15 protein-coding genes and 1 tRNA gene are annotated in these 17,863 nt (G+C 73.4%); 7 read left to right on the forward strand and 9 right to left on the reverse strand.

Features of this window, described 5'->3' with window-relative positions:
* Nucleotides 1-95: 95 nt before the first annotated feature.
* Nucleotides 96-1,244, reverse strand: a complete 1,149-nt coding sequence (locus AYX06_RS14365) for an FUSC family protein (RefSeq protein WP_062736348.1) — start codon at nucleotides 1,242-1,244, stop codon at nucleotides 96-98.
* Between the two features lie 288 nt (nucleotides 1,245-1,532).
* Between AYX06_RS14365 and pstS (AYX06_RS14370) the strand changes: the two genes are divergently transcribed.
* The 4 genes from pstS (AYX06_RS14370) to pstB all read left to right on the forward strand — a co-directional run bounded on the left by pstS (AYX06_RS14370) (nucleotide 1,533) and on the right by pstB (nucleotide 5,740).
* On the forward strand, nucleotides 1,533-2,648 hold the full coding sequence (pstS, locus tag AYX06_RS14370; RefSeq protein WP_062736349.1) for a phosphate ABC transporter substrate-binding protein PstS: 1,116 nt from the start codon (nucleotides 1,533-1,535) through the stop codon (nucleotides 2,646-2,648).
* Between the two features lie 176 nt (nucleotides 2,649-2,824).
* A complete protein-coding gene (gene pstC, locus AYX06_RS14375; protein ID WP_062736350.1) occupies nucleotides 2,825-3,760 on the forward strand; it encodes a phosphate ABC transporter permease subunit PstC in 936 nt (311 codons plus the stop codon).
* Complete coding sequence (gene pstA / locus AYX06_RS14380) at nucleotides 3,760-4,893, forward strand: phosphate ABC transporter permease PstA (protein WP_062736351.1); 1,134 nt, start codon at nucleotides 3,760-3,762, stop codon at nucleotides 4,891-4,893. Before pstC ends, pstA begins: the two co-directional genes overlap by 1 nt.
* Before the next feature lie 67 nt (nucleotides 4,894-4,960).
* Entirely contained in the window at nucleotides 4,961-5,740 is a 780-nt protein-coding gene (gene pstB, locus AYX06_RS14385) for a phosphate ABC transporter ATP-binding protein PstB (RefSeq protein ID WP_062736352.1), read from the forward strand.
* A 103-nt stretch (nucleotides 5,741-5,843) separates the two neighbouring features.
* On the opposite strand, the gene AYX06_RS14390 is transcribed toward pstB, so the two are convergent.
* The 4 genes from AYX06_RS14390 to glsA all read right to left on the reverse strand — a co-directional run bounded on the left by AYX06_RS14390 (nucleotide 5,844) and on the right by glsA (nucleotide 10,321).
* A complete protein-coding gene (locus AYX06_RS14390) occupies nucleotides 5,844-6,857 on the reverse strand; it encodes an inorganic phosphate transporter (RefSeq protein ID WP_062736353.1) in 1,014 nt (337 codons plus the stop codon).
* Between the two features lie 6 nt (nucleotides 6,858-6,863).
* The gene (locus AYX06_RS14395; RefSeq protein ID WP_062736354.1) at nucleotides 6,864-7,478 is read right to left on the reverse strand and encodes a DUF47 domain-containing protein; all 615 of its coding nucleotides are present in this window, start codon (nucleotides 7,476-7,478) and stop codon (nucleotides 6,864-6,866) included.
* 283 nt (nucleotides 7,479-7,761) lie between these two features.
* The gene (locus tag AYX06_RS14400; protein WP_062736355.1) at nucleotides 7,762-8,406 is read right to left on the reverse strand and encodes a hypothetical protein; all 645 of its coding nucleotides are present in this window, start codon (nucleotides 8,404-8,406) and stop codon (nucleotides 7,762-7,764) included.
* Between the two features lie 43 nt (nucleotides 8,407-8,449).
* Nucleotides 8,450-10,321: a glutaminase A gene (gene glsA, locus AYX06_RS14405; protein ID WP_062736356.1), complete on the reverse strand. Its 1,872-nt coding sequence runs from the start codon at nucleotides 10,319-10,321 to the stop codon at nucleotides 8,450-8,452.
* Nucleotides 10,322-10,497: 176 nt separating this feature from the next.
* Here glsA and AYX06_RS14410 point away from each other — a divergent pair.
* Nucleotides 10,498-10,570, forward strand: a tRNA-Lys gene (locus AYX06_RS14410).
* 117 nt (nucleotides 10,571-10,687) lie between these two features.
* On the opposite strand, the gene AYX06_RS14415 is transcribed toward AYX06_RS14410, so the two are convergent.
* The 3 genes from AYX06_RS14415 to pstS (AYX06_RS14425) all read right to left on the reverse strand — a co-directional run bounded on the left by AYX06_RS14415 (nucleotide 10,688) and on the right by pstS (AYX06_RS14425) (nucleotide 12,623).
* On the reverse strand, nucleotides 10,688-10,969 hold the full coding sequence (locus tag AYX06_RS14415) for a hypothetical protein (protein ID WP_147017516.1): 282 nt from the start codon (nucleotides 10,967-10,969) through the stop codon (nucleotides 10,688-10,690).
* Between the two features lie 153 nt (nucleotides 10,970-11,122).
* A complete protein-coding gene (locus AYX06_RS14420) occupies nucleotides 11,123-11,386 on the reverse strand; it encodes a hypothetical protein (protein WP_062736358.1) in 264 nt (87 codons plus the stop codon).
* An 85-nt stretch (nucleotides 11,387-11,471) separates the two neighbouring features.
* On the reverse strand, nucleotides 11,472-12,623 hold the full coding sequence (pstS, locus tag AYX06_RS14425) for a phosphate ABC transporter substrate-binding protein PstS (protein ID WP_062736359.1): 1,152 nt from the start codon (nucleotides 12,621-12,623) through the stop codon (nucleotides 11,472-11,474).
* Nucleotides 12,624-12,775: 152 nt separating this feature from the next.
* On the opposite strand from pstS (AYX06_RS14425), the gene AYX06_RS14430 reads away from it, so the two are divergent.
* The gene (locus AYX06_RS14430) at nucleotides 12,776-14,068 is read left to right on the forward strand and encodes a DUF2254 domain-containing protein (RefSeq protein ID WP_062736360.1); all 1,293 of its coding nucleotides are present in this window, start codon (nucleotides 12,776-12,778) and stop codon (nucleotides 14,066-14,068) included.
* A 16-nt stretch (nucleotides 14,069-14,084) separates the two neighbouring features.
* On the opposite strand, the gene AYX06_RS14435 is transcribed toward AYX06_RS14430, so the two are convergent.
* Nucleotides 14,085-15,614 carry an MFS transporter gene (locus AYX06_RS14435; protein WP_062736361.1) on the reverse strand — a complete coding sequence of 510 codons (1,530 nt, stop codon included), beginning with the start codon at nucleotides 15,612-15,614 and terminating at the stop codon, nucleotides 14,085-14,087.
* A gap of 142 nt (nucleotides 15,615-15,756) precedes the next feature.
* Between AYX06_RS14435 and AYX06_RS14440 the strand changes: the two genes are divergently transcribed.
* Nucleotides 15,757-17,562 carry an AMP-binding protein gene (locus AYX06_RS14440; RefSeq protein WP_062736362.1) on the forward strand — a complete coding sequence of 602 codons (1,806 nt, stop codon included), beginning with the start codon at nucleotides 15,757-15,759 and terminating at the stop codon, nucleotides 17,560-17,562.
* The last annotated feature ends 301 nt before the right edge of the window (nucleotides 17,563-17,863 follow it).

Below are 17,863 nucleotides of genomic sequence, written 5' to 3' on the forward strand. Positions count from 1 at the left end.
CGGCACCGGCCGGGGCCGTCGACACCCGGGCTCGGCGCTCCGGGGCCGGACCCGGCGGTGACGGGACGGGCGGGCTGCACCGGCCGGGGCGGCGCTCAGGCGCGGTCCCAGCCCTCCAGCCGGGGGAGCTGGGCGCGGGCCTCCTCGTGGGTCATGCCGGCCGCCTCGAGCAGGTCCACGACCATCGGCCGCATGTCCAGCACCAGGGTCTCGCCCTCCATGGTGCGCACCCCCATCTCGCGGGGGTGCAGCCGCCCGGCCACGTTCGCCAGCTCGTTGCGGGCCTGGCGCAGGTAGCTCTCCCGGGATCCGGGGGCGGCCACCGCCAGCGCGTTGCCCAGGGTGGTGACCGCGTCCGCGAGGTCGTCCAGGGCGTCGGTCAGGGCGGCCACGGCCTCGTCCGAGAGGGTCACGTGGTTGAGCACCGAGGCGAGCCGGCGGGTGAGCACCCGGGCGTTGCGCACGGCGAGGTCGAGATAGCGGATGGAGCGCCCGATGGTCTCGATCTCCGCGCGGCGGCCGCGGTAGAGCGGGGAGGCCGTCGCGATCTCCACGGCGGACTTCAGCCCGGAGGACACCGAGTCCACGAGCGGCTGGGTCTGGCGGGAGCGCACCAGGGCGTGCCAGGCGGCGGTGGCGTCGTAGTCCTCGACGGCGCGGCCGGCCTCCCGCAGCACCCCGGAGAACTCGTCGACCAGCGCCCGCAGGTCCTGGCGCGGCTGCCGCCGCGGGTCCGTGGGCACGAAGTAGGCCATGGCCAGGGCGCACACCCCGCCCACGATGGCGTCGGTGGAGCGGGCGAACACGCCGTCCTGGGAGGGCGGGAGCAGGACCACCAGCACGGACTGCAGGCCCATCTGCGTGGTGAACAGCGTGCCGTTGTCCAGGAAGCGGGCGAGCAGGATCGAGGTCATGAGCACCACCGCGGCCTGCCACACCCCGGCGCCCAGGACGTGGATCAGCGTGTCCCCCACGGCGATGCCGAGGGTGCAGCCGATCGAGACCTCGAGCACACGCCGGTAGCGCAGTCCGTCCTTGGCGAAGCCCAGGGCCACGAGGGCCGCGGTGGCCGCGAAGATCGGTCCGGAGTGGCCCAGGAGCCGCTCGGCGATCACGTAGGCCCCGACGCTCGCGACCGTGATCTGGAAGCTCTGGAGCAGCCCCGTGCGGACCCGCGTCAGGCCGACCCGGGTGCGGCTGCGCACCGCACGGGCCGCGGCTCGCGCACGGTCGCCTGGCTGCATGGGCCCATCCTAGGGGAGCGGCCGGGGCGCCCGGACCGGTCCGGCGGGCGCGCCCGGGGGCCGCGGCCGTGCTGTGAGATCCGCTACTCCTCCGGCCTCCCGGGGCCGGTGTTCACCCTCCGTTCACCTTGCCGGGCCAATCTGGCCACCTGCGCTCCCTAGGGTCTCTCGGTGAGAGGTCCGCGGGACGACCGCAGATCCACCTCTTGCACGGCCCCGGAGCTCTTCCGGCGCCACGTTGGACATGGGCCCCGCGACGGGCCACGACTGTGATTTGAGGGGCATTCAGTGAAGGCATCCCACCTCGGCCGTTCCGCGGCCGTCCTGGCCATCGGCACGCTCGCGCTCACCGCGTGCGGTTCGGACAACGCCACGGGCGGAGCAACGGGCTCCGGCGAGTCCTCGGCGGCCGGCGCCGGCGTCTCCGGCACGCTCACCGGCATCGGCGCGTCCTCCCAGCAGGCCGCGATGACCGCCTGGCAGAACGGCTTCCAGGAGGCCAACCCCGAGGCCCAGGTCCAGTACTCCCCGGACGGCTCCGGCGCGGGGCGCGAGGCCTTCACCGCCGGCGGCGCGGACTTCGCCGGCACCGACGCCTACCTCGACGAGGAGGAGTACGAGGCGTCCAAGGAGGTCTGCGGGCCCGACGGCGGCTTCCACGTCCCCGCCTACATCTCCCCGATCGCCGTGGCCTTCAACCTGCCCGGTGTGGACACCGTGAACATGGACGGCGAGACCATCGCGCAGGTCTTCACCGGGGAGATCAGCACCTGGAACGACCCGGCGATCGCCGAGCAGAACCCGGACGCCGACCTGCCGGACACCCCGATCACCGTGGTGCACCGCAACGACGAGTCCGGCACCACCGAGAACTTCCAGGAGTACCTGGCCGCGGCCGCCCCCGAGGTGTGGACCGAGGAGGTCTCCGGCAACTGGCCCTCCCAGTGGGCCGCCGAGAACAACAAGGGCACCGCCGGCGTGGTCCAGTCCACGGGCGCCACCGAGGGCGCGATCACCTACGCCGACGCCTCCGCCGTCGGGGACCTCGGCACCGTGGCCGTGGGCGTGGGCGAGGAGTACGTCCCGTACTCCGCCGAGGCCGCCTCCGCCGCCGTCGAGTCCTCGACCCCGGTCGAGGGCCGGGCCGAGTACGACATGGCGATGGACCTCGAGCGCGACACCACCGCCTCCGGCGCCTACCCGATCGTGCTCGTGTCCTACCACCTGTACTGCTCGCAGTACGATTCTCAGGAGACCGCCGACCTCGCCAAGGCGTTCGGCTCGTACGTCATCAGCGAGGAGGGGCAGCAGGCCGCGGCCGACGCCGCCGGCTCGGCCCCGATGTCCGAGAACCTGCGCACCTCCGCGCAGGAGGCGATCGACCAGATCACGGTCGCCGGCTGATCCAGCTCTGCTGGTCCCGTTCGGCGCGGGTCCGGGCCCGTGCGGCTCGTGCTCGCGCCGAACGGGACATTTGTGTGTGAGGCGCCTCCCGCGTGAGGAGCGTCACCGGACCCAGGCGCCGGGGCACCACCCCGTCCCGGCGCGACCCGTGTCAGGCAATCGAAGGGGCACCCGACATGTCCACCACCGTCACCGCCAGGAAGACCGCCTCCGGCGGCAGGGCCGGCGACTCGATCTTCTCCGGGCTCAGCCTCGGGGCCGGCGTGCTGATCCTCGCGGTCCTCGCCGCCGTGGCCCTGTTCCTGTTCCTGCAGGCGCTGCCCACCTTCCAGGCGTCCGCCGAGGACATCTCCGGCGGCGCCGGCTTCTGGTCCTACATCTGGCCCATGGTGATCGGCACCGTGGTGGCCGCCGTCATCGCCCTGGTGATCGCGACCCCGATCGGGGTGCTGGTGGCGCTCTACATCTCCCACTACGCGCCGGCGCGGATCGCCAAGCCCGTGGGCTACGTCATCGACCTGCTCGCGGCGATCCCCTCGGTGATCTACGGGGCCTGGGGCACCACGGTGCTCGCCTCGTCGATGGTGCCCTTCTACGCCTGGCTCTCCGGGAGCCTGGGGTTCATCCCCTTCTTCGCCGGCCCGCCCTCCCAGACCGGCAAGACGATGCTGACGGCCGGGGTGGTGCTGGCCATCATGATCCTGCCGATCATCACGGCGATGTCGCGCGAGCTGTTCGTCCAGACGCCGAAGCTGCACGAGGAGGCCGCGCTGGCCCTCGGGGCCACCCGGTGGGAGATGATCCGGATGACGGTGCTCCCGTTCGCCCGTCCGGGCATCGTCTCGGCGGTGATGCTCGCGCTGGGCCGGGCCCTCGGGGAGACCATGGCGGTGGCCCTGGTGCTCTCCAGCGGCCCGCTCACCGCGTCGCTGATCCAGTCCGGCAACCAGACCATCGCGGCCGAGATCGCCCTGAACTTCCCGGAGGCCTACGGCCTGCGGCTGTCCGAGCTCATCGCGGCCGGCCTGATCCTGTTCGTGATCACCCTGGTCGTGAACATGATCGCCCGCGCCATCGTCGCCCGCTACAAGGAATTCTCGGGAGCCAACTGATGTTCAACACAGCCCTCCGCAACTCCGCTCCCGCGCGCCCGTCCTCCCCGCGCCGGTCGATGCTCACCCGCAACCAGAAGCCCGGCTGGCTGGTGCCCGCCATCGGTGCGGCCGCCGTGGTGGTGGGCGCGGCCCTCGCGGCGCTGCTCGGCTTCTCCGTGGCCCTGTGGGCCGTCCTGGCCGCCGTCGTGTTCCTGATCGCCGCGCCGATCGCCGTGACGGCGGTCGAGGGCCGGCGCAACGGCGCGGACTCCCTGGTGACCTACCTCGTCTACACGGCCTTCGTGCTGGCCGTGATCCCGCTGATCTCCGTGGTCTGGACGGTGCTGGCCAACGGGCTGCCCGGTCTGACCTCGAACCTGCTGCTGACCTCCATGAACGGTGTCACCGGCGCCACGGACAACGCCGCCGCCGCGGGTGAGAGCCCGGTGCTGGGCGGGGCGTACCACGCCATCGTCGGCACGGTCTCGATCACCTTCTGGGCCACCCTGCTGTCGGTGCCGATCGGGCTGCTGACGGCCATCTACCTGGTGGAGTACTCGAAGGGCGGGTGGCTGGGACGCGGCATCACGTTCTTCGTCGACGTCATGACCGGCATCCCCTCCATCGTGGCGGGCCTGTTCGCCGCGGCCCTGTTCGGCCTGCTCTTCGGCCCGTCCACCCGCTTCGGCTTCGTCGCGGCGGTGGCCCTGACCGTGCTCATGATCCCCACGGTGGTGAAGAACACCGAGGAGATGCTGAAGATCGTCCCCAACGAGCTGCGCGAGGCGGCCTACGCCCTGGGCGTGCGCAAGTGGCGGACCATCCTGAAGGTCGTCATCCCCACCGCGATCTCCGGCATCGCCTCCGGGGTGACGCTGGCGATCGCCCGCGTGATCGGCGAGACGGCACCCCTGCTGGTGACCGCCGGCTTCGCCACGGCGATCAACTGGAACGCCTTCTCGGGCTGGATGACCACCCTGCCCACGTTCATCTACTACCAGATCATGACCCCGACGTCCCCCACGAGCCCGGACCCCTCGCAGCAGCGGGCGTGGGCGGCGGCGCTGATCCTGATCCTGATCGTGATGCTGCTCAACCTCGTGGCCCGTCTCGTCGCCCGGGCGTTCGCGCCCAAGACCGCCGGCCGCTGAGCCGGGCTCCCGCACGCACCCGCACCTCCGCACACACCTCTGCGAAGAAAAGAGCAAGGAACACACCATGTCCAAGCGAATCGACGTCGACCACCTGAACGTCTACTACGGCGACTTCCTGGCCGTGGAGGACGTGAGCATGGGGATCGACGCCCGCTCGGTGACCGCGTTCATCGGTCCGTCCGGCTGCGGCAAGTCGACCTTCCTGCGCACCCTCAACCGCATGCACGAGGTGATCCCCGGTGCCCGCGCCGAGGGCCAGGTGCTCCTCGACGGCGACGACCTCTACGGCCCCGGCGTGGACCCGGTCGTGGTGCGCTCCATGATCGGCATGGTCTTCCAGCGCCCGAACCCGTTCCCCACCATGTCCATCCGGGACAACGTGCTCGCGGGCGTGAAGCTGAACAGCAAGCGCATCTCCCGCGGGGACGCCGACGCCCTGGTGGAGAGCTCCCTGCAGGGCGCGAACCTGTGGAACGAGGTCAAGGACCGCCTGGACAGGCCGGGATCCAGCCTCTCCGGCGGCCAGCAGCAGCGTCTGTGCATCGCCCGGGCGATCGCGGTGAAGCCGGAGGTGATCCTCATGGACGAGCCCGCGTCGGCGCTGGACCCGATCTCCACCCTGGCCATCGAGGACCTGATCAACGAGCTCAAGCAGGACTACACCGTGGTGATCGTGACCCACAACATGCAGCAGGCCTCCCGCATCTCGGACCGGACGGCGTTCTTCAACATCCAGGGCACGGGCAAGCCCGGCAAGCTCATCGAGTACGGCCCCACCTCGGAGATCTTCTCGAACCCGAGGCAGCAGCAGACCGAGGACTACGTCTCCGGCCGCTTCGGCTGAGCCGCCGCGCCGACGACGACGGGCGCCGCCCCCACCGGGGGGAGGCGCCCGTCGTCGTGCGTGCCGGCGGGCGTGGGCGCCGGCACGGCCGCGCGCGGGAGCGCTACAGCAGGGGCGAGAGCGCCAGCAGCAGCGTCGCCGAGACGAACCCGCAGACCGGGACGGTCACGACCCAGACGAGGATCACCCGCCGCACCACGCGGACGTTGACCGTGTGGAAGCGCTGCTGACGCCCGGCCCCGAGGATCGCCGCGGCGGTCGTCTGGGAGGTCGACATCGACACCGGGATGAGCGTTCCGCCCAGGAACAGCAGGGATCCCGCCACGCCCTGGGCCACGGCGCCGCGGAAGGGGTCGATCGTGATCATCCGGGAGGAGAGCGTGTAGGCGATCCGCCAGGCCCCGAACAGGGTCCCCACGGCCAGCCCCGCCGCGACGACGACCAGGATCCACGGCTCGGGGGTCCGGACCGAGACGGGCAGGCCCGCGCACAGCAGCAGCGTGGTGAACACCCACACGGCCCGCCGCCCGTGGGTGAGGCCGTGGCCGAAGGCGATGGCCGCGGCACCGGTGGCCTGGGCCACCTGGGAGCGGAAGGTGGTGGTCGAGGGCTCGGAGTGGCGCAGCAGGTGCAGCAGCGGGACCACCAGCGCCCAGGCCAGCCCGTAGGCCAGCAGGGGGGCCACCAGGAGCGGGACGGCGAGCTGGGAGAGCGCGGCCGCGGTCAGGGGATCCTGCTCGGTCAGGTCCACGGCGCGGGCCCCCAGCAGCGCCCCGAGCAGCCCGCCCAGCAGCGCGGTGGTCGAGGAGGACGGCATGCCCAGCCACCAGGTGAAGACGTTCCAGGCGATCGTGCTCGCCAGGGCGCACACCAGGGCCGCCGAGCCCACCGCGTTCAGCGGCACGGGGGTGGCCGGGATGATCCACTCGGTCAGCAGCCAGCCGGCCGTGAACACCCCGGCCGCGTTCACCAGGGCGCTCAGCACCAGCCCCACCTTCGGGGTCAGCGCCCGGGAGCGGACCGGCAGCGCGAGGGCGTTGGGGGCGTCGTGGAAACCGTTGACCACCACGTGGACGGCGGCCAGGAGCAGGCCCAGGACCGTGAGCAGCACCAGCACCGCGGCTCAGGACTCCGCCACGACGATGCGGCCCACCTCGGTGGACACGCGCACCAGCGCCCGGGCCGCCTCCACGAAGCGCTGGACGGCCTGCTGCCGGCGCAGGGCCGGGATCGCCTTGTGGTGCTCCAGGAGATGGGCCATGTGCAGCTGGTGGATCCGCTCCGCCTGCTTGCCGAGGCGCAGCATCTCGTACCAGTAGTCGTCGAGGCCCTGCAGACCGGCGAGGTCGCGCATGGCGCGGGTGGTCAGCTCGGACATGCGCACGATCACCCCGAGCTGGTCGGTGGCGTACGAGGGCGGCCGGGTGAGGCCGTGGGCGACGTGCGCCTCGGCCACGGCCAGGAGCTCCTCGGCGGCCTTGTTGAGCCAGTGCCCCAGCACGTAGACGTCCTGCCGGGGGACGGGGATCACGAACGTGGAGCGCACCGTGGTCATCACGGAGAAGTAGAGGTCGGTGGAGCGGGCCTCGCACTCCCGGATCGCGTCGAGGGTCGCGACGTCCACCTCCGGGGACCCGATCAGCTCCGAGAGGAGGCGGACGGACTCCGTCACCTGTCCCGACATGTCGGCCAGCAGGTCCAGGACCAGCTCGTCCTCCGGGAAGATGCGAAGCGCCATCTGGTGACCATCCTGGACGTCGGGGCCGGCGCCGCGGAGCACGGCGGGCTTCACTGTACACGGCACAGTTGAACGCCCCGCGGACCCGCGGACGGCGGCGGAGGAGGAGGAAGGGGGCGGTGCCGGACCGGGAGCGCCTCTCGGCGGAAGGCCGCTCGTGGCGGCTATGAGATGGAGCCCGGGGCTGCCGCGGCCCGGCACCTGCAGTCCATGGTAGTCCACGTGCCGCGCAGGCCAAGCCCGGCGGCTGTGGCCTCCCGCACGGCCGGCGGTGGCCCGGCTCTCAGTCCAGGTGCCCCCGGCGCCAGGCGTTGGCCGAGGCCTCCAGCTCCTCCGCGGTGCGTTCGAGGCGCTGGGTCAGGGCCACGGTGCCCGGTCCCCGGGGCGTGTGCTCGTCCACGACCGGCAGCCGGCCCGTGTCGGCCAGCCGGATCCGGCCCAGGGCGATCACGCGGCAGAAGGCCGCGAACCGGTCGAGGGCGACGTCGAACTCGCCGTTGAACGCCCCGGAGAGGATGGCGTCCGCCATCGTGGTGATCTCCTCGGCCCCGGGAGGCTCCGCCACGCCGGCGACCACGTGGGAGACCTGTGCGGTGCCCCGGCCCGCGGCGAAGTACCGGCCCATCCGCACGGGGTCCTTCCGCACCCCGGCGCGCAGCGCGTAGAGCCGCCACAGCGCCCCGGGGAGCGAGACCGCCGGGGCCTCCGCCCACATCTCGGCGATGCCCTCCAGGCCCTGCTCGTCGGTGAGCTCGATGAGCCGGCGGCTGATCTCCGGGTCGTCGCTGGCCCGCCCCCGGGAGACCAGGGCGTGGGCGGCGAGGTGCGCCGCCTCCGAGACGCGGGCCGGGTCCGGGCCGCCCTCGTGGGCGTCGAACTGCTCGGGGGAGAACTTCACCGGCTTGTGGTGGCGGGGGACGTCGCTCATGCGTCCAGGGTACGGCCGCCGTTCCCGCCGGGCCACGGAGCGCTCACCAGTCGCTGGCCGAGGCGTGCACCGCCGCGTCCCGCCACTGCTGGTCCGCCCGCTCGAAGCCGTCCCGGGCCAGCGCCTTCCACAGCCGCAGCCCCAGCCCCGGGTCCTCCTGCTCGAGCTCCGCGAGCGTCTGCGGGGACAGGACCCGGGCGGTGACGTCGGTGACCGCGCTGAGGGTCGCGTGCTGCTTGTCGCCGGTGCCCAGGGCGAGCTCGCCGAAGCTCATGCCGGGGCCCAGCACCTGCAGCTCCACGCGCTCCCCGGACGGCGTGCGCAGGGACATCGACACGTCCCCGGTCACGATGAGGTGGATGCCGGCGAAGTTCTGGCCGGCGCGCAGGATGTTCTCCCCGGCCGCCCACGAGCGCTCCACGGTGCGGACCCGCAGCGCGCGGGCGTCCGCGGGGTCCAGCCGGGAGAACAGCTCCGACTCGACGGGCTTGACCCGGGACGGGGTGCACTCCGGCCCGCCGTGCTCCTCGAGCAGCGCGTCCTCGACCCACTTGATGGCCGCGGCCCGGCTCGGGAAGACCTCCAGCGGCGGATCGCCCCGGAAGGAGCGGCCGAAGTCGGGATTGCCGGCGACCACCACCACGGTGCGCCCGGCCGCGTGCAGCTCCTGCCGGGTCCGGGCCAGCATCGGCATCGCGTAGTCGGCGATGACGTCCACCCGGCGCAGGTCCACCACCACGTAGGAGGCGTCGTAGGCGACGTCGCGGACCGTGCGGATCGCCGTCTCCGTGCCCGTGAACAGCAGGTCGCCCTGCAGCTCGACGACGACGGCGTCCGTCCCGTGCTCGGCCAGCACGGCCTCGGCGTCGGCGTTGCGCCGCACCAGGGACGGGGACTGGTCGATCGGGTAGCTGGCCCGCACCGTGGACCGGGCCACCCGGGCGGTGTGCGTGAAGTGCAGGTCCAGGTCCTGGGAGAGCCGCTCGCAGGCGAGCACCCCGCGCACGCTGTTGCCGTGCCGGTCCAGGGCGGGGGAGAAGGTCGCCACCGCCAGCTCGCCCGGCAGGACGGCGATGATGCCCCCGCCCACCCCGGACTTCGCGGGCAGTCCCACCCGCACCATCCACTCGCCGGCGTCGTCGTACATCCCGCAGGAGCTCATGACGGACAGGACCCGGGAGACGGTCCCGGCGTCGAACACCTCCTCACCGGTGAGCGGGTTGGTGCCCGCGTTGGCCAGGGTCGCGCCCATCAGGGCGAGGTCGCGGCAGGTGACCAGCACGGAGCACTGGGCGAAGTAGTCCTCCAGCGCCTGGGTGGGGTCCCCCTCGATGATCCCGGCGGAGGCCAGCAGGTAGCCCAGGGCCCGGTTGCGGTCCCCGGCGTCGTGCTCCTGGGCGAGGACCTCGGGGCTGATGGCCAGGTCCCGGCCCGCGCAGCGGGAGTAGGCCTCCCGGATCCGGTCCCGGCGCAGGTCGCGGTCGCTGTCCGGGACCAGCCACGTCGAGGCGATCGCCCCGGCGTTGATCATGGGGTTGGCCGGGCGCCCGGAGCCGGGCTGGAGCGAGATCTCGTTGTAGGCGTCCCCGCTGGGCTCCACGTCCATCTTCGCGTGCACGGCCTCCGCCCCGAGGTCGTGCAGGGCGAGGGCGTAGGTGAAGGCCTTGGAGATCGACTGGAGGCTGAACTCGTCCCGCGTGCTGCCCGCCTCGTACACGTGGCCGTCCGCGGTGGCGATGACGACGCCGAAGCGCTCCGGGTCCGCCTCCGCGAGCGCCGGGATGGAGGAGCTGGGGGCGCCGCCGCGCTCGTCCCGCAGCTGCTCCACCACCTGCTCGAGGTACGCGGTGACGGCCGAGGGGCCGAAGAGCCCCGTCTCGGCGCGCTCTTCTTCCTCGGTGCTCGGCTGCGGCACGGGCGGTCTCCTCCGGTCGGTTCGGTGTGCACGGTGCTCACGACCACTCTAGGCGGGCGCGCCGGGGCGCTCGCCGGCGCTGCCCGGGCGGGTGGGGTCCCGGGCCCGCGGGGGACCGTGCGGTAGAGTGGTGCCCGCTCCGGACCGGCCGCGCCCCGTGCCCGCCGGCCGGGCGCGGGCCTCTAGCTCAGTTGGTAGAGCAGTGGACTTTTAATCCATGGGTCGTGGGTTCGAGCCCCACGGGGCCCACCCGTTCGAAGGGCCTCCTTCCCCGCCCGGGAAGGAGGTCCTTCCGCGTTCCCGGGCTCGGCCGGGACGGTGCGCGGCGGCAGCGCTCGTGGCGCACGGTGCCGCCGCGGGGCGTGCCTACTCGAGCAGGCCCAGCGCCTCGTCGATGCGGTCGCGCAGGACCCTGGCCTGCGCCACGGTCCAGGCCTCGTGGCCGATGTGCAGGACCACGCCGTCCGGGTGGGCGTAGGACCCGTCCGGGGTGGTGACGACCTCCCACGTCTCCAGCAGGGCCACCGGCGACGGACCGGCGAGGGACCGGGCCGGCAGCTCCCGCGAGTTGGTGACCGTCTCGGGGTCGGTCACCTCCTGAGCGGTGGCCCAGGGGGGACGGGGGACGAGAGCAGTGTTCTCGTGCATGGGGGGGTGCCTTCCAGCGAAGAGGGGTGTACCCATGTTCGTGCATGTGGGAGCGGAACCCGGCGACCGGGCGGCGTGTGTCGCGCCGCGGGGCGAGGAGTGGACGTCCGTCGACCCGGCCCGGACCTTCGTCGTGCGCGCGCGGGACGCCCGCTACGGCCCGTCGAGCTGCTCGGAGGGGGTGGGCACCGACTCGGGGCCCGGCTGGTCCGGGGCTGGCGCCTCGGACCCGACCTGCGCATCGCCCGGGGCGCCCTCGGGCGCGGGGGTGGTGGTCACGGGCGGTGGCGGGCTGAAGGTGCTCGTGGGGGAGGCCTCGGGGGACGTCGCGGGGACGCTCGCCCCGTCCTCCTGCGCGTCGTCGCAGCCGGTCAGCGCGAGGGCGAGCAGTGCCGCGGCGGGGATGATCCGGCGCATCAGGGTGGTCCTCTCGGTCGGTGACCACTCCACGGTATCCGGGCCGGACCCGATCCGCAGGGACCCGCACGCCCGGGCCGCAGGGTCAGCGCAGGCCGATGGAGTCCAGGGCCGCCTGCGCCTCGGCCCGGAGGTTGTCCGGCAGCGGGGCGCTCTTCACGGCCTCGGAGGCGGCCTGCTGGCCCTCCTCGCTGACCACGTAGTGGCCGAACGTCCGGGCCAGCTCGAGCACCTCCGGGTCCGTGTAGCTCGTGCAGTAGACGTGGTAGGACACCAGCACCACCGGGTACGCGCCGGCGGCGTCCGGCTCGCGGTCCAGCTCGAGGGCGACGTCGTGCGGGGCGGTGCCCTCCACCCGGGAGGCCTCGCCGACCGCGGTGCCGGCCGCCTCCCCGGACACGGCCACGTACTCGGAGCCGACCTTCACCCGGGCCTTGCCCAGGGACTCGTCCACGAGCGAGTCGTCCGCGTAGGTCACGGCGCCCTCGGTCCCGGCGGTGAGGCTCACCACCCCGGCGTTGCCCTGGGAGCGCTCCGTGGGCAGGCTGCCCGGCCAGCTCCCGTCCTCCTCCTCCGGCCACGCCTCCGGGGCCACCGAGTGGAGGTAGTCGGTGAAGTTCTCCGTGGTGCCCGAGTCGTCGGCGCGCGCGATCGGGGTGATCGGCAGGTCGGGGAGGTCCACGCCCTCGTTCTGGGCGGCGATCGCGGGGTCGTCCCAGCGGGTGATCTCGTCGCGGAAGATGCCCGCGATGGTCGCGGCGTCCAGGTCGAGCTCCGGGACGCCGGGCAGGTTGAAGGCGACGCTGATGGGGGAGATGTACACCGGGATGTTGATCGCGCCGTCCGGGCCGCAGAACTGCCCGACCTCGGCCTGCTCCTCCTCGTCCAGGTAGGCGTCCGAGCCGGCGAAGTCGGTGCCCCCGCCCACGAGCGCACTGCGCCCGGCACCGGACCCGGCCGAGAGGTACTGCACCTGCGCGTCGGGGTGCATCGACTCGAAGCCGCTGCGCCACGTGAGCATGGCGGCGTTCTGGGCCGAGGAGCCGACGCCGGTGAGGATCCCGGACAGGTCCGACCCGCCCTCCTCCGCGACCCGGCGCTGCTGCTCCCCGAGCGGGTAGTCGGAGCCGCATCCCGTCAGCGCTGTCAGCGCCGTCAGCGTCAGGGCCGCCACCGCACCGGTGCGGAGCGGCCGGGCGGGCCGGTGCCGTCGGCGCGGGCTCGAAGCGTGGGGCATGGAGAGGTCTCCTCGGGGACTGGGGGCGGTACGGCTGGGAGGTGCGGCGCCCGCGGGGGCGCAGGTCCGGCCGCCCAGCTTACCTGCGGACGGCCGGCACCGGAGGCCGGGTCCCACCCCGGGCGGCCGGGCGGTCTCCTAGGGTGGGTCCCATGCAGAAGCTGTCCGGTTCCTGGCGCCGGGTGTTCAACAAGTTCTGGTTCGTCCCCGCCGTGTGCGTGGTGGCCGCCGTCGTGCTGGCCCAGTCCGTGGTGGCCGTGGACCGGTGGCTGCCCGAGGACCTGGACTCGCCCTGGATCTCGTGGGTCTACGCGGTGGGCATCGACGGGTCCCGGGGGATGCTCTCGGCGATCGGCGGGTCGATGCTCGCAGTGGCCGCGACCGCGTTCTCCATCACCATCTCGGTGGTCGCCACGGCCAGTTCCACGTACGGGCCGCGGCTGGTGCGCAACTTCATGGCGGACCGCGGCAACCAGGTGGTGCTGGGCGTGCTGGTCTCCACCTTCATCTACGCCCTCCTGGTGCTGCGCACGATCCGCTCCGCCTCGGACGACCTGGCCCAGCCGTTCGTGCCGCACCTGGCGGTCAACCTGGCCGTGCTGCTGGCCGTGGTCGACGTCGCCCTGATCGTGTACTTCATCCACCACATCGCCGACTCCGTCCAGGTGGACACCCTCGTGCACGGGGTGCGCCGGCGCCTGCTGGCCGTGATCGAGCGGTGGCACCCGGAGGAGACGCCCGAGGAGCTGGTGCGGACCGCCGGCCGCCGCCGCGGCGGCGGGCAGCTCCGCGCGGACGCCGTCGGCTACGTCGTCAGCGTGAACTTCGAGCGGCTGCGCTCCCACGCCGAGGACCAGGACGTCGTCGTGGAGCTCGTCCCGCGGGTGGGCGACCACGTCCTGCCGGAGGAGCCCCTGTTCCGCGTCTGGCCCGAGCACCGGGCGGAGGAGCTGGCGGAGCGGCTGCGGCACTGCGTGGCGCTCGGCGACTCCCGGTCGGCGGACCAGGACGTACGGTTCGCCGAGCAGCAGGTCGTGGAGCTGGCGGTGCGGGCGCTGTCCCCGAGCACCAACGACCCCTACACCGCGGTCAACGCCATCGAGGAGGTCGCGGCCGGCATCGTCACGGCCGTCTCCCGCCCGCTGCCCGGCAACACGGTGGTCGTGGACGGGGAGCCCCGCCTCCGCTACCGGGTGGTGGGCCTCGACGAGATCGTGGACATGCCCTTCGACCAGATCCGCCCGCACGCGACCGGGCACGTCAGCGTGCTGCTGGCCCTCGTGGACCTCGCCGCCCGGATCGGGTCCGCGACCGTGCACCCCTCGGTGGAGCGGCAGGTGCGCGAGCACGTCGACGTGCTGCTCGGCCAGTACCGGGACAGCGGCCCGAACCCGCGGGACCTCGCCCGCGTGGAGCAGCACGCGGCGGCCCGGCTGGGCGGCTGAGCCGGGCCGGGAGGCGCTACCGGCGGCGCAGCCGCGGCACGCGGCGCAGGAGCAGGGCCACGACCACGGCGGTCACGCCCAGCAGGACGGCGCCGATCCCGGCGGACAGGTGCACCCCGGCCTCGAAGGCCGCCACCGCCGAGGCGAGCAGCTGGTCGGACGCGGCCGGGTCCAGGGCCCCCGCGACGTCGACCGCCCCGCCCAGGGTCTCGCCCGCGGTGGCGGCCTGCTCCGGGGCCAGGCCCGGCGGCGGCACCACCCGGTGCGCGTAGGTGGCCGTGACGGCCGTGCCCAGCACGGCCACGCCCAGCCCCGCGCCGAGCTCGTAGGCGGTCTCGGAGATCGCCGAGGCCGCACCGGCCTGCTCGGGGGCGACCTCGGCGAGGATCAGGTCCCCCGCGATCGTCTGGGCCGCCCCGGAGCCGAGCCCGATCACCATGAGGGCGACGACGAGGACCGACCCGCCGGAGAGGTCCCCGAGCAGCACCAGCAGGAAGCCGGAGGCCATGACCAGCAGGCCGCCGCCGAGCACGAACGCCGGGCGGACGACGCCGACCACGTGCACCGCGAGCAGCCCCGACACGATGGTCACGGCCGCGCCCGGCAGCAGGGCCAGGCCCGCCCGCATCGGCGGCACGCCCTCGACCAGCTGCAGGTACTGGGAGACGAAGAAGAGGACGCCGATGAAGGTGGTGGAGGCCACCAGGTTGTTGAGCAGACCGCCGGTGAACGGTGCGTGGCGGAACAGGCGCAGGTCCAGCATCGGCACCGGCCGGCGCAGCTGGCGGCGCACGAACAGGGTCCCCGCGGCGGCGGCGAGCAGGACCGCCGCGGCCACGGCCGGGGAGGGCCCGTGCGCGCCGAGGTCCTTGAGGCCGTGGACCAGTCCGACCATGGCCGTCATGATCAGCGCCGCGCTGGGCACGTCCACCGGCCCGGGGGCCGGGTTCCGGGATTCCGGCACCAGCACCGGGGCCAGGACCAGCAGGGGCAGCAGCACCGGCACGGCGATGAGGAGGACGGAGCCCCACCAGAAGTGCTCCAGCAGGAACCCGCCCAGCACCGGACCGAGGGCCCCGCCCGCCGAGAAGCCCGTGGCCCACACCGCGATGGCGGCCCGCCGCTGGGTGGGGTCGTGGAAGATGTTGCGCAGCAGGGACAGGGTGGCCGGCATCAGCATGGACCCGAAGAGCCCCAGCAGCGCGCGGGCCGCCACGAGCGCCGCTCCCGTGGGGGCGAACGCGGCCAGCGCCGACACCACCGCGAACCCCGTGCTCCCCACCAGCAGCAGCCGGCGGCGCCCCACCCGGTCCCCGAGGGATCCCATCGGCACGAGCAGTCCGGCCAGCACCAGCGGGTAGGCGTCCACCATCCACAGCAGCTGCGTGCCGGTGGGGCGCAGCTCCCGGGAGATCTCGGGCAGCGCGAAGTTCAGCACCGTGTTGTCCACGGAGATCAGCAGCACCGGCAGCATCAGCACCACGAGGGCCGCCCACTCACGGGCGCCGGCGCGGGCGGGAGCGGCCGTGGTGGCAGGGGAGGGCATGGCGGGGAGAGGTCTCCTTCCGGGACGTCGGGTGTGGGCACCATCCTCGCAGAGGCCGGGCGGCGGGGGCGCCGCACTAGACTGCACGGGAAGGCCGGCCGGACGAGCCCGCCCGGCCCGCAGCGACGGAGAGAGGTCCCCGATGGTCGAGCCGGTTCCCACGAGCGCGATGTCCGACGCCGCCCCCGGCGTCTCCGAGCAGTACGAGGCGGTCCGGGACCGTGTCCTGGAGCTGCGCGAGGACTACGACCGGGCGCGGGAGGAGTTCCGCTGGCCGCGGATGGAGCACTTCAACTTCGCCCTGGACTGGTTCGACCACGTGGCCCGGGACCCCGGGCGGGGGAGCCGGGACGCCTTGTGGATCGTGGCCGCCGACGGCTCGGAGCAGCGGCGCACCTTCGCCGAGCTCGCCGAGTCCTCGGCCCGCACCGCGAACTGGCTGCGGGGCCTGGGGGTCCGCCGCGGCGACCGCATCCTGCTGATGCTGGGCAACCAGCTGGAGCTGTGGGAGACCCAGCTCGCCGGGATGAAGCTGGGGGCGCCGCTGATCCCGACCGCCGTCATGATGCCGCCCGCGGACCTGCAGGACCGGGTCCGGCGCGGCCGGGTCTCCTGGGTCGTGACGGACGCCGCCAACGCCCCGAAGTTCGCCGCGGTGGACGGGGACTACGGTCTCGTCGTCGTGGGCGGGGACGCGGAGGTGGAGGCCGCGCGGGCGCAGCTGCCCGGCCGGGCGGTGCGCCGCTACGCCGACTCCGCCGGCGCGGACGCCGTGTTCGTCCCCGAGGGGGTCACGCGCTCCCGGGACCCGCTGCTGCTGTACTTCACCTCCGGGACCACGTCGCAGGCCAAGCTCGTGGAGCACACCCACTACTCCTACTCGTTCGGGCACCTCTCCACCGTCTACTGGATGGGCCTGCGCCCCGGGGACGTGCACCTGAACATCGCCTCGCCCGGGTGGGGCAAGCACTCGTGGTCGAACTTCTTCGCCCCGTGGATCGCGGAGGCCACCGTGTTCATCCTCAACCAGGAGCGCTTCGACGCGGTGGGCCTCATGGAGCAGATGGGCCGCGCGGGCGTCACCAGCTTCTGCGCCCCGCCCACCGTGTGGCGGATGCTCATCCAGGCCGATCTGCACCGCGTCCAGGACCCGCCGGTGTCCGCCGTCTCCGCCGGGGAGCCGCTGAACCCCGAGGTGATCCGCCGGGTGCAGGAGGCGTGGGGCGTGACGATCCGGGACGGCTACGGCCAGACGGAGACCACGCTGCAGATCGCCAACACTCCCGGCCAGCCGGTCGTGCCCGGCGCCATGGGCAGGCCGCTGCCGGGCTTCGTCGTCGAGCTCCTGGACCCCCGCACGGGCGCGCCCGCCGAGGAGGGCGAGATCTGCCTGAAGGTGGACGACGATCCCCCCGGGATCATGGCCGGCTACATCGACGAGCCCGAGCGCACCGCCGAGGTCGTCCAGGACGGCTGGTACCACACCCGGGACATCGCCCGCCGGGACGAGCACGGCGTCTACACCTACGTGGGGCGCACCGACGACGTCTTCAAGGCCTCGGACTACCGGATCTCCCCGTTCGAGCTGGAGTCGGTGCTCATCGAGCACCCCGCGGTCGCGGAGGCGGCCGTGGTCCCGGCCCCGGACCCCGTCCGGCACGCCGTGCCGAAGGCCTACCTGGTGCTCGCCGCCGGGGCGGAGCCCACCCGGGAGCTCGCGGGCGAGATCCTGCGCTTCGCCCGGGAGAACCTCGCCCCCTACAAGCGGGTGCGCAGGATCGAGTTCACCGACCTGCCCAAGACGATCTCGGGCAAGATCCGCCGCGTGGTGCTGCGCGAGCGCGAGGCGGCCGCCGACCGCCCGGCGGCCGGCGCCCCGGCGGCGCCTCCCGCCGACGGCCTGGGCATCGAGTACACCGAGGCGGACTTCCCGGGACTGCGCGGCTGAGCGGCTGCGCCCCCGGCCCGGGCGCCGGGGGCGCAACGTGACGTCATCCCGCGCCCGGGACGGGTGCCCGACAGGGGACGTCCCCGGGCCGGCCTGTCCCCACTTCGTGCCACGTTTGCCGATGCAAATGAATGGAGCCGGTGCCCCGAAGCCGGGAGAATGCCGGTGTGGCCAGCGCAAACACATGAAAAAACGTCGATGTCCACCGTTCTGAATATGACGTCGGCCCCCGTGACAGGTCATGGAAACCCTGCCACCATGGAGTCAATTGGTTCACCCGATGGGGCAGAACCAACTGATC

This window comes from Kocuria turfanensis (assembly GCF_001580365.1).
Classification (GTDB): domain Bacteria; phylum Actinomycetota; class Actinomycetes; order Actinomycetales; family Micrococcaceae; genus Kocuria; species Kocuria turfanensis.

Excerpts from the sequence above, each read along its gene's own strand:
- AYX06_RS14365 (WP_062736348.1), bottom strand. The coding sequence starts at position 1,244 with ATGCAGCCAGGCGACCGTGCGCGAGCCGCGGCCCGTGCGGTGCGCAGC.
- pstC (WP_062736350.1), top strand. The coding sequence starts at position 2,825 with ATGTCCACCACCGTCACCGCCAGGAAGACCGCCTCCGGCGGCAGGGCC.
- pstA (WP_062736351.1), top strand. The coding sequence starts at position 3,760 with ATGTTCAACACAGCCCTCCGCAACTCCGCTCCCGCGCGCCCGTCCTCC.
- pstB (WP_062736352.1), top strand. The coding sequence starts at position 4,961 with ATGTCCAAGCGAATCGACGTCGACCACCTGAACGTCTACTACGGCGAC.
- AYX06_RS14395 (WP_062736354.1), bottom strand. The coding sequence starts at position 7,478 with ATGGCGCTTCGCATCTTCCCGGAGGACGAGCTGGTCCTGGACCTGCTG.
- AYX06_RS14400 (WP_062736355.1), bottom strand. The coding sequence starts at position 8,406 with ATGAGCGACGTCCCCCGCCACCACAAGCCGGTGAAGTTCTCCCCCGAG.
- AYX06_RS14415 (WP_147017516.1), bottom strand. The coding sequence starts at position 10,969 with ATGCACGAGAACACTGCTCTCGTCCCCCGTCCCCCCTGGGCCACCGCT.
- AYX06_RS14420 (WP_062736358.1), bottom strand. The coding sequence starts at position 11,386 with ATGCGCCGGATCATCCCCGCCGCGGCACTGCTCGCCCTCGCGCTGACC.
- pstS (WP_062736359.1), bottom strand. The coding sequence starts at position 12,623 with ATGCCCCACGCTTCGAGCCCGCGCCGACGGCACCGGCCCGCCCGGCCG.
- AYX06_RS14430 (WP_062736360.1), top strand. The coding sequence starts at position 12,776 with ATGCAGAAGCTGTCCGGTTCCTGGCGCCGGGTGTTCAACAAGTTCTGG.
- AYX06_RS14435 (WP_062736361.1), bottom strand. The coding sequence starts at position 15,614 with ATGCCCTCCCCTGCCACCACGGCCGCTCCCGCCCGCGCCGGCGCCCGT.
- AYX06_RS14440 (WP_062736362.1), top strand. The coding sequence starts at position 15,757 with ATGGTCGAGCCGGTTCCCACGAGCGCGATGTCCGACGCCGCCCCCGGC.